The 11,374-nt window shown below is 33.0% G+C and carries 10 protein-coding genes; 6 read left to right on the top strand and 4 right to left on the bottom strand.

The window, feature by feature from the left end:
- Positions 1-19: 19 nt before the first annotated feature.
- The gene (gene ezrA / locus J5E45_RS00650) at positions 20-1,711 is read right to left on the bottom strand and encodes a septation ring formation regulator EzrA (RefSeq protein ID WP_039067102.1); all 1,692 of its coding nucleotides are present in this window, start codon (positions 1,709-1,711) and stop codon (positions 20-22) included.
- 224 nt (positions 1,712-1,935) lie between these two features.
- Here ezrA and J5E45_RS00645 point away from each other — a divergent pair, with 224 nt between their 5' ends.
- The 3 genes from J5E45_RS00645 (at position 1,936) to J5E45_RS00635 (ending at position 3,979) form a co-directional block, all read left to right on the top strand.
- Entirely contained in the window at positions 1,936-2,400 is a 465-nt protein-coding gene (locus J5E45_RS00645) for a GAF domain-containing protein (RefSeq protein WP_107549629.1), read from the top strand.
- Positions 2,401-2,655: 255 nt separating this feature from the next.
- Positions 2,656-3,258 carry a 30S ribosomal protein S4 gene (gene rpsD / locus J5E45_RS00640; protein ID WP_002483023.1) on the top strand — a complete coding sequence of 201 codons (603 nt, stop codon included), beginning with the start codon at positions 2,656-2,658 and terminating at the stop codon, positions 3,256-3,258.
- A 208-nt stretch (positions 3,259-3,466) separates the two neighbouring features.
- Entirely contained in the window at positions 3,467-3,979 is a 513-nt protein-coding gene (locus J5E45_RS00635) for a GNAT family N-acetyltransferase (RefSeq protein ID WP_107549628.1), read from the top strand.
- A gap of 89 nt (positions 3,980-4,068) precedes the next feature.
- On the opposite strand, the gene J5E45_RS00630 is transcribed toward J5E45_RS00635, so the two are convergent.
- The gene (locus J5E45_RS00630; protein ID WP_107549627.1) at positions 4,069-4,809 is read right to left on the bottom strand and encodes a glycerophosphodiester phosphodiesterase; all 741 of its coding nucleotides are present in this window, start codon (positions 4,807-4,809) and stop codon (positions 4,069-4,071) included.
- Positions 4,810-4,888: 79 nt separating this feature from the next.
- On the opposite strand from J5E45_RS00630, the gene J5E45_RS00625 reads away from it, so the two are divergent.
- The 3 genes from J5E45_RS00625 (at position 4,889) to serA (ending at position 8,265) form a co-directional block, all read left to right on the top strand.
- Positions 4,889-5,329 carry an SACOL1771 family peroxiredoxin gene (locus J5E45_RS00625; RefSeq protein WP_101049569.1) on the top strand — a complete coding sequence of 147 codons (441 nt, stop codon included), beginning with the start codon at positions 4,889-4,891 and terminating at the stop codon, positions 5,327-5,329.
- Between the two features lie 166 nt (positions 5,330-5,495).
- On the top strand, positions 5,496-6,656 hold the full coding sequence (locus J5E45_RS00620) for a pyridoxal-phosphate-dependent aminotransferase family protein (RefSeq protein ID WP_107549626.1): 1,161 nt from the start codon (positions 5,496-5,498) through the stop codon (positions 6,654-6,656).
- Positions 6,649-8,265 carry a phosphoglycerate dehydrogenase gene (serA, locus tag J5E45_RS00615; protein WP_039067092.1) on the top strand — a complete coding sequence of 539 codons (1,617 nt, stop codon included), beginning with the start codon at positions 6,649-6,651 and terminating at the stop codon, positions 8,263-8,265. The genes J5E45_RS00620 and serA overlap by 8 nt, the downstream gene beginning before the upstream one ends.
- A 276-nt stretch (positions 8,266-8,541) precedes the next feature.
- Here serA and J5E45_RS00610 read toward each other — a convergent pair whose 3' ends face one another.
- Together J5E45_RS00610 and nagE are read right to left on the bottom strand one after the other, a co-directional pair.
- Complete coding sequence (locus J5E45_RS00610; RefSeq protein ID WP_069792211.1) at positions 8,542-9,663, bottom strand: HAD family hydrolase; 1,122 nt, start codon at positions 9,661-9,663, stop codon at positions 8,542-8,544.
- Positions 9,664-9,861: 198 nt separating this feature from the next.
- Positions 9,862-11,352: an N-acetylglucosamine-specific PTS transporter subunit IIBC gene (nagE, locus tag J5E45_RS00605; RefSeq protein WP_069792212.1), complete on the bottom strand. Its 1,491-nt coding sequence runs from the start codon at positions 11,350-11,352 to the stop codon at positions 9,862-9,864.
- Positions 11,353-11,374: the final 22 nt, after the last annotated feature.

Genomic DNA, 11,374 nt, shown 5'->3' with positions numbered 1-11,374 from the left:
ATATGAGCTATAACTGACCTTAACCGATAACTTTTGATTCAATTTGTTTTGTAACTCCTGGCTCTACACTTTCTAAAGCTTGCTCAGAGATTTCTATTGAACGTTTGTAACGGTTATTTTTAAAGAGACGTTCTGCTTCGTTAAGACTCTTATCTATATTCGAACTGTCTTTGCGATAGCGGTTACCGTATTCAATTAATTTTTCAGCATAAACAGCGTTCACAAGCACATCGGTCGCTTCATCTTCAAATTTGTTCATTTGTAGTACAACTTTAGAGACTTTATCTTTTAACTGTTTAACATGTATTGGTCGTACACTGAATTTTTTATTTACTTCTCTTACTTCGTAATCAATTTCATTCTTCATGATGATAAAGCGTTCTGGTACACTTGGCAAGTTTGAAGCAAGTAATTTTCTATATACTTCTTCTTTTTTACTTTGTACGCGCAAGATATTTTCTTCTGCTTCCGCTTCATCTTCACGTAATTGAATTAAATGATTTTGTAATTTTTCTTGTTTCTCATTGATAACATCAACATGCTCTTCGATATATTTCAAGTTATCTTGAACTTCACTATACCGTACTGCTGATTTTGACATTTCTCTAAGAATGTCATCATATACAGCAATCATATTTTGAATTTCATTTTCAAACTGTCTTACGTTTTGAACATCGCTTTCGTTAATATAATAATTTTCACGAACATATTCAATTTCAGTTTGTAGTGTATAATTCATTTCTTTAGCTCTAAATAAATTATCAGTGATAACTTCTTTTGTTTCTTCCACTTCATTTTTAGCCGTTACTTCATGTTCAATTAAATCATACATTTCATCTAATCGATCATTAATACTATTAAGCTTTTCATTTGCTTCATCAAGCTCTAATCTACTAATCATTGGTTCAACAAAGCTAAGTTCTGTTTTCAATGTCTGTAATGTACTATCAATTTTCACATGGTCTAAATCATAACCTTCAACTTTTAGGTCTCTACAGCCATATTTAAGGTCTTGAAATTGGCCAGGTAATTCTTTTTGTGCTTCTCTAATCAAATCAGGAATTTCATCCATATCTTTTTTTAAATAATTCATATCATCATTTAACGTTTTAATATGGTCATGTGCTTGATTATAGTTGCCTTCAGTTTTTAAGGTTTCGTAAGTCTCCATTTCAGGTACAAACGATTCAATTTCTTGTTCAAGTGGCGCAGCTGCTTCACCGAATTGATGTCTATTTGCTAATACATCACGTTTCATTTCACGATAATCTGTTGTGCATTCTTCGTATAAATGATCGCTTTCTTTATGTAGTCCTATAATATTTTCTACTTTTGTAGTAAGTTCATTATAGTTCGCTTCATATTGATCCATCATTTCGTGGGCCTCATCCACTTCGGTTTGCGCTTGTGAAAACTTAAATTTATCTAACAAACCTTCTGCGTTATGAATTTTTTCTTCTACTGGCACTAAATATTGATTTTTACTATCTAATGATGATTGTTTTAAATTGTCATATGTAGATTTTGTTTCACCAGTTAAATTTAGCTCAGATAACTGAGATAAACTTTCATCATAAGGTAATTGTTCTACTTTTACTTTTCGCTCTTCTGCCTTTTCAATAATTTGGCTTTTGTTTGAACGCATATAGAACAATACACCAACAATAATCAGTATTATGACAATAATTGCTAAAATGATATACAATACCATACGTTTTCTCCTCCTATTTTATCACTATTTATTATAACGTAATTTACCTATGCATTAAAAGAGAAAATGAATTAATTCATATGAATATTTCAATATTTGCGTTAAATCCACCTCTAGTAATTATATGTATCAAGTTATTAAAAAAAAGCCCTTACAAATCATTTGTTTGATTACTATTAAAACAGTCTTTATACTAAATGAAAAGTAAAAAGTGAGGTTTTTGTATGTCAGAGGTTAAAGAAACTAATTATAATTTATTAGAAAAACAAGTTTCTAGTTTAATAGAAGATGAATCAAATTTAATTGCTATCCTTAGTAATGTGTCTGCTTTATTAAATGATTCCTTAGATCAAGTCAATTGGGTTGGTTTTTATTTAATAGAAAATAATGAATTAATTTTGGGTCCCTTCCAAGGTCACCCAGCATGTGTTCACATTGCTATAGGTAATGGTGTGTGTGGTACTGCAGTTGCTCAAGATGAAACACAATTAGTTGCAGATGTTAATGCCTTCCCAGGACATATAGCCTGTGATGCTAACAGTAAATCAGAAATTGTAGTTCCTATTCATCAAAATGAACAAGTAATTGGTGTATTGGATATAGATGCGCCAATCACAAACCGTTTTTCAGAACCAGATAAGAAATCATTACAAAACATTGTTAAAATTATTGAAAATCAAATTGCATAAGCGTAATTGACAAATACTTATTATTAAAATCCTCATTAGTTGTTGACAGTTAGTAATATCGTGGTACAATGTTCTTTGTGTGAATAAACGAAATTAGCAGTTGTATATTATTTGGCGCTATGTTGTTCCCAACGCGGACGTGCCGTGTAACCGTAGCTATGAGGCGAGGACACATAAAACAATATATCCAAATAAGCATGCAACACTCTTTTTTGTTTTTTCATAACAACAAAAAAGAAAAAGGAGGAGTCTACTATGGCTCGATTTAGAGGTTCAAACTGGAAAAAATCACGTCGTTTAGGTATCTCATTAAGTGGTACTGGTAAAGAATTAGAGAAGCGTCCATACGCACCAGGTCAACATGGTCCTAACCAACGTAAAAAATTATCAGAATATGCATTACAATTACGTGAGAAACAAAAGTTACGTTACTTATATGGAATGACTGAAAGACAATTCCGTAACACTTTTGAAATTGCTGGTAACCAACACGGTGTCCACGGTGAAAACTTCATGCAATTATTAGCTGCTCGTTTAGATGCAGTTGTATATTCATTAGGTTTAGCACGTACACGTCGTCAAGCTCGTCAAATCGTTAACCACGGTCACATCGAAGTTGATGGTAAACGTGTTGATATCCCATCATACACATTAAAACCTGGTCAAGAAATCTCAGTTCGCGAAAAATCTTTAAAATTAGATATCATCGCTGAATCTGTTGAGATTAACAACTTTGTACCAGATTATTTAGAATTTGATGCAGACAACTTAAAAGGTAAATATATCCGCGTTCCAGAACGTAGTGAATTACCTGCTGAAATCAACGAACAACTTATCGTTGAGTACTACTCAAGATAAGCGTGATTATGTCGAACCAAGAAATCTTATTGATTTCTTGGTTTTTTTATTGCTTTTTAATCTTACATCCCTCTCTCCTTGTATCTATATCACTTCATTAAGGAAAATTGAATTTTTCTACACATCCTATGCACTAAAATATAGTCAACGTTTACAATCATGCTAGATTTGAGTATGATGAGCATATAGAATTAAAGGAGTGTATAATTTGATTATTAGAGCTTTAGAAGAAACTGACCTAGAATTTGTACATCATTTAAATAATGAATATTCAATTATGTCCTATTGGTTTGAAGAACCTTACCAATCATTAAGTGAACTTCAATCATTATATAAAAAACACCTATTGGATGAATCTGAGCGTCGTTTTATCATAGAACATGACAATATTCGAATCGGCGTCGTAGAATTAGTAGAAATTAACTTTGTTCATAGTAATTGTGAGATTCAAATTATTGTTGATCCTCGCTATAGTGGCCAAGGGTATGCAAAAAATGCATTTAAAAAAGCAATCGATTATGCATTTCTAGTGTTGAACTTACATAAAATTTACCTTTTTGTAGATGTTCAAAACGAAAAAGCTGTCCATATTTATAAGAGTCAAAATTTCGTCATTGAAGGTACACTACAAGAACACTTTTATACTCGCGGAAAATATAGTGATTGTCATATTATGGGCTTACTTAAAAAGCATTGGATTAATACACACGATAATGATTAACCGCAAACAATCTCCCTCCTATAGTTATTATAAAAATATGTGCACTTAGTTGACTTCAATTTATCTACAGAGTGCACATATTTTTTATATTAAGTTAATTTTGTCGGATTATCAGAAATCAAACCATCAACGCCTAACATGATTAATTTTTTAGCAACGTTTGGTTCATTAACAGTGTAAGGCATAACAGACAAATCAAAGCTATGTGCAGCAGTAATAAATTTATGATTAACCAAAGAATAATGGGGATTTACATAATCCGCATAAATTGCAATTTTGTCGAAATTTGGCATCCTATACCAGTATTTCTTTTTGCTGATTAAAACGCCAAGCTTAAACCCCACCTTCATTTTATGGAGATTACGAATACACTTTTGATCAAAAGATTGTATAAGCACTTTTTCGTCAGGAATATCATGTTTTTCTAGCATATGTATTAATTGTTGCTCAATACCTGGATAAAAATGAGGTTGTTTAATTTCAATTAAAAGCTTTTGTGGATAATGTTTAATTATTACCAATACTTGTTCTAACGTCATCAAATGTTGTCCTTTAAATTTTATATGCTTAACTACACCATAATCAAATTGCATTAATGAATTAAAAGTATAGTCTTTTACTTTACCCTTCCCATTCGATGTACGATTTATTGTGTGATCATGAATCACAACTAAATAATTATCTTTTGTTCTATGTATATCTATTTCAAGCATATCGACATTACTTTCTAAAGCAGGTTCAAATGCTGCTCGTGTGTTTTCTGGAAAATCAGTTGAAAACCCACGATGTGCAATTAACATTACCTTGCTATCTTCTAAATAGTTATGCATTCTTACAATGCCCCACTTTCATTATCTCTTAGAATCGTCTAAACTAAAGTTATCATAATTATACTGGAGGTCAATCTATATGGTACAACATGAATTTGTAGTACAAACAAATTGGTCAGGTGGTCGTGAATCAGTCGGTGACCTCAAAGGCGATATTTTAAGCGAGCAAATATCAATCCCCTCTGGGCTTGGTGGTAATGGTACAGGCACAAATCCAGATGAGTTATTAGTGTCTGCTGCTTCCTCATGTTACATTATCTCACTCGCAGCTGTATTAGAACGTTCTGGTTTTGATAATATTACAATAGAACAATCTTCTATTGGAACAGCAATTTTTGAAAATGCAAAATTCCGTATGGATACAATTATCCATTACCCAATTATTTCAGTTGAAAAAAATCAAAAAGAACTTTTGTCTCAAAAGTTACCTAAACTATTAAAGGTTGCAGACAACAATTGTATGATTTCCAATTCTATTAAGGGCAACGTTTCTGTAAAAATAGAACCAAAAATAAAATAATTTTAAAAAAATTTTATGTGTGACGGAATATGATTAAATTAGCAATGAATACCCTTACATTCTCTTAATAACATGTCTATTCTGTCTGTTTTTTAAATATTTGCACTTTTATATTGTCTGAAAATTTGCTAAACTTGTACAATCTTAAGCATTGGGGGAATTACTCATGAAATATTATCATCCTTTGTTACTAACACCAGGACCTACACCAGTACCAGAACAAATTTTACATGCTACACAGTCACCTATGGTCGGTCATCGATCAAGTGATTTCGAAGCAATTGCTGAAGAAGCATTTTGTGCCCTTAAACCAATATTCGGCGCGCAAAATGATGTAATGATACTTACTTCCAGTGGTACAAGTTCACTAGAAGCAAGCATGCTAAATCTTGCAAATCCAGATGATGAAATTGTTGTTATTGTATCTGGCGCATTTGGTAATCGTTTTAAACAAATTGCAGAAACTTATTACAATAATGTACATATTTTTGAAGTCGAATGGGGTAAAGCAGTTAATGTACCTGACTTCATAGATTTCTTAAAATCTTTAAACACTAATATTACGGCTGTTTATAGCCAATATTGTGAAACTTCAACAGCTGTATTGCATCCTGTAAGTGAATTAGGCCATGCACTTAAAGCTTACGATGACACTATCTATTTTGTTGTCGATGGCGTAAGCTGTATTGGTGCAGTAGACGTTGATTTACAACGTGATGCAATTGACGTCCTTATCTCAGGTAGTCAAAAAGCTATTATGTTACCACCTGGCTTAGCATTTGTAGCTTATAATGACCGTGCTAAACAACGCTTTAGTGAAGTGACAACACCTCGATTTTATTTGGACTTGAATAAATATTTAAAATCACAGTCTGAGAACTCAACTCCTTTCACACCTAACGTTTCGCTATTCAGAGGTGTGAACGCGTATGCGAAATTAGTTGAAGAAGAAGGTTTTAACAACGTAGTCGCACGTCATTATGCAATACGTGATAGCCTGAGAGAAGCATTGAAAGCACTAGAATTAGATTTACTAGTCAAAGACGAACATGCTTCGCCTACTGTCACTGCATTTACACCTAAAACAAAAGATGAATTAAATTTCATCAAAAATGAATTAAAAAATCGTTTTGCTATAACAATTGCTGGCGGTCAAGGTCACTTAAAAGGTGAAATATTACGTATTGGTCATATGGGGCAAATCTCTCCATTTGATATTTTACAAGTAGTTTCAGCTTTAGAGATTCTGTTAACAGAATTTAGAAATGAATCTTATGTTGGCAAAGCAATCACTAAGTATATGGAGGTCGTCAAAGCTTATGTATAAAATTTTAGTCTCTGATCCAATCTCACCAGAAGGTTTAAAAAGTTTAATTGACCATAAGGATTTCGAAGTTAACATCAATACAGAATTAACTGAAAATGAATTAATCGAAGAAATTAAAGATTACCAAGGGTTGATTGTACGCAGTCAAACTCTAGTTACTGAAGCTATTATTGAAGCATCACCTAACCTTAAGGTAATTGCACGTGCAGGTGTGGGTGTAGATAATATCGATGTAGATGCCGCTACCAAAAACGGTGTTATAGTAATCAACGCGCCAGATGGTAATACTATTTCTGCCACTGAACATTCGATGGCAATGATTTTATCAATGGCTCGAAATATCCCTCAAGCGCACCAATCATTAAAAGATGGAAAATGGGACCGTAAAACTTATAGAGGTACAGAACTTTTTAATAAAACACTTGGTGTAATCGGTGCAGGTAGAATTGGACTTGGTGTTGCTAAACGCGCACAAAGTTTCGGTATGAATATATTAGCCTTTGACCCATATTTATCAGAAGATAAAGCTAAAGAATTAAACGTAACACGTGCAACAGTTGAAGAAATTGCAGAACAAGCAGATTTCGTTACTGTACACACACCATTAACACCTAAAACAAAAGGCATCGTTGGTAAAGCATTTTTTGAAAAAGCAAAACCAACATTGCAAATTATCAATGTAGCACGTGGTGGTATTATTGATGAAGAAGCATTATTAGAGGCTTTAGATAATAATCAAATACAAAGTGCTGCGATTGATGTTTTTGAAACTGAACCAGCAACTGAATCCCCTCTTGTAGAAAATGAAAAAATTATCGTTACGCCTCACTTAGGTGCGTCTACAGTTGAAGCACAAGAAAAAGTAGCTGTATCAGTTGCTAATGAAATCGTAGATATTTTTGAAAATGGTAACGTATTAAATGCAATTAATGCGCCACGTATGACTTATAGCGAAATTAACGATGAGTTAAAGCCATATATCGAATTAAGCAAATTAACAGGTGAAGTTGGTATCCAATTACTTGAAAAAGCACCTCGTGAACTCCACATTAAATACGAAGGTGACATCGCGCTAGATGACACAAGTTTATTAACTAGAACCTTAGTATCAGGTGTATTAAAACGAGATTTAGCTGAACGTGTTAACTTGATTAATGCATTAGTGCTTCTAAATGAACAAGGTGTATCTTATAATATTGAAAAAAATACTAAACACCGTGGTTTTAGTAACTATATTGAATTAACACTTATCAATAAAGACAAACAAATCAAGATTGGTGCTACTGTGTTAAACGGTTATGGTCCAAGAATTGTTCGTATTAATGACTATCCAGTAGACTTTAAACCTGAACAACATCAACTTGTTATTAATCATAATGATAGACCTGGTATTGTAGGACGTACCGGCCAAATCTTAGGTGAATATGGTATCAATATTGCTTCTATGCATCTTGGGCGTACTAATCAAGGCGGTAACGCACTCATGATTTTATCAATAGACCACCCAGTAACAGAAGATGTCATTGACGGTTTATACCAAATTGAAGGTTTCAATTTGATTAGAAGTGTAGAATTAGAAATTGATAACAATATTAATTATAATATTTAGTTAACTTTCGTTATAAATAAATGTAATACTATAAGCGCGAATAAGGAATTTAATTCAAATTTCTTACTCGCGCTTTTTTGTTATTCAGTTTCGATTAAATACTGCTAAAAATATAAATGTAACACCGGCTCAACTATTTCACGTACAATGAGTTTAATATTTTCAACTTTATGAGTGTTAAAATATTGGTCGTAAACTTATTTGAATATAAAAAATGACACATATACAAATTTATAATCTTTTTCAGAAAATAACTTTGCAATGTGTCAATAATCATTATAATAAAATATTTCTTATCTCGCCCACATGATCGACTATGTAGTCTGCTTCATAAGCTTCTAGTTCTTCACGTGCACTTTGACCTTTCAATCCAGTTAAAGGACCAATAAATGTTGCACCTATTTTTTTAGCGCTTAACAAATCAGCTAATGAATCCCCTACTACAAATACCTCGTTTTTAATAACTCGATTTTCTTGATCAGTTGCATACTTTTTATAATCCGCTTCGAAATTGCCTTCAAGTGTTGCTAAATAGCTAAATGGGTTCGGCTTACCTAAAGGTTTCAACTCAGGATAAATATCTTCAGCGATTAATACTTCGCTTGCTGTAACGATGTGTTTATCTTCGAAGATATCTTTAATACCAATTGCATCAAATGGAACTAACGTTTCCGTACGTGGTCTACCTGTGGCAATTGCGATATGATATCCTGCGGCTTTTAAGTCTTCTAACAATTGCTTAATTTCAGCCACTGGCCTTAATACTACTTCATTATATATGTAACCTTTTTTAAAGTCTGAACGATTCAATTTTTGTTCAACTTCATTATAAAGTTGATTACCTAGGTACCATTCTTGATAGATTTCCTGTGAAAGTAACCAAAATGGACTTTTCAGCTCAAATAGTGCTGTTTGTTGAGTGTCTAATTGTTCACTTGCGTACTTAACCAAGTCTTGATAAATATTATCTTTGCCAGTACGCACATGTTCTAAAAATGATAATGGTGCATCAAAATTCAATGTTATATTAGAAATTTGCTCCCCTAATTTTTGTAATGTTGCTTGTTCAAAACTTTCGGGATTTAAAATTTCCTCCAACACATCATCTGATAAAGTTTTACAAATATCAATGAAATGTATTGCTATTACAACAAATAGCATATCCCAATTAGAGTTTAAGCCAAGTGATTTTAACTTAGTTAATATCTCATCATGATAGAATACAATCTCCCTAATTTCTGTGATTTGTTCATCACTTAAATCTTTAAATTGTATCGAGGGATCTAAACCAATATAATCTTTACTCATAAGCATTTCATATACAGTTAATGCCGATACATCAAAACACCTTTCTTCACTTAAAAAAACGCCATCAACATCAAATAATACCGACTTCATACTACCTACTCTCCTTTAATCAGAAAATTCTGATACTATTATATCGTACTATTTTACTTACAAAAGAGCAATGCATTTACAGCGTTTTGTTAAACAAATTAATAGAACTTTCTATGGTAATTTTTATAAAAAAACACTTAACAATTCTGAAACTATATTATGCATTTCAGATTGTTAAATGTTTAAAATATCACTATTTTATTCTTCCATTTGAAGTTCAATTTCATCAGCAACTTGTTGTACTTGAGTTCCAATGATAACTTGTGTATTATGTTTACCACTCTTTGTTACGCCAACAGCTCCAGCGCCTTTGATTTTCGCTTCATCAATCACATTATTATCATGTAATTCCATGCGTAATCGTGTAGCGCAGTTTGTTAATGTTACAATATTTTCTTTACCACCTAAGCCTTCTAAGATTTGTCTAGCTGTCTTTGAATACTTATTCGTTTGTGTCTTTCCTGAAGTTCCAGTTGGATTTGCGGTATCCCCTGTTGTAGCTTCATCGGATGTCGGATCAGGTAATAAGTTATCACCACGACCAGGTGTATTGAGTTTCAACCATTTGATTGCTAATCTAAATACGACGTAATAGATAACAAAGAATACAACACCTTGTACCATTAACATCATCGGATGGTTTGCTACTGGATTAATCAATGATAATAAAAAGTCGATTAACCCTGCGCTAAATGAGAAACCTGCTGTCCAATGAAATAACGCTGCAATAAACAAAGATAAACCTGTTAACACAGCATGTATTAAGAATAATACCGGTGCTACAAACATAAATGAAAATTCAATAGGTTCGGTAACACCAACGAAAAATGCTGAAATAGCTCCACCAAACATTAGACCGTAAACTCTTTTCTTCTGTTTTGTCTCAGCAGTGTGATACATCGCTAATGCTGCTGCTGGGATACCAAACATCATCACTGGAAAGAAACCAGCCATATAACGTCCTGTAACACCTTGAACTGCGCCATCCCCAGTTTGGAATTTTGCAATGTCATTAATACCCGCTAAATCAAACCAAAATACCGCGTTTAATGCATGATGTAACCCAGTTGGAATTAAGAGACGGTTGAAAAAGCCATAAAGAAATGCCCCACCAGGCCCTAAATCCAAGATCCATGTTCCAAAAGTAACAATTCCTGAATACACAATTGGCCAAACAAATAACATAATAACTGCTATAAATATACTAAAGAATGCAGTTAAAATAGGCACCAAACGTTTCCCACTAAAGAATGATAAAGCTGTTGGCAATTCCGTTGTGCTAAATCTGTTATACGTATATGCTGCTACTAAACCAATAACTAAACCAATTAAAACATTTTGATTGTTCATTTGTTCAAATGCTACATTTACACCAGATTCTTTCACGCCTAACAACGGCGCTAACTTTTCTGGACTAAGTACAACTGTCGTTAAAAAGAAACCAACGGCTGCTGCAAGTGCAACTGCTCCATCATTCTTCTTCGCCATTCCTAATGCAACACCAATTGCAAATAAAATACCCAATTGTTCAAGAATCGTTGATCCTGCTGTAGAGAAAAAGCCAGCTACTGTAGGTAATACACCAAGTGCAGTTAAAGCATTACCTATACCAACGATAATGGCTGCTGCTGGCAAGACAGCTACAGGTAACATAAGCGATCTTCCTAAACGTTGAAAGAAACTATACATAAATATTCCCCATTTCAAAATA

It is taken from the genome of Staphylococcus shinii (assembly GCF_017583065.1).
Taxonomy (GTDB): Bacteria; Bacillota; Bacilli; order Staphylococcales; family Staphylococcaceae; genus Staphylococcus; species Staphylococcus shinii.
This window is presented reverse-complemented; position numbering and strand designations above follow the sequence as displayed.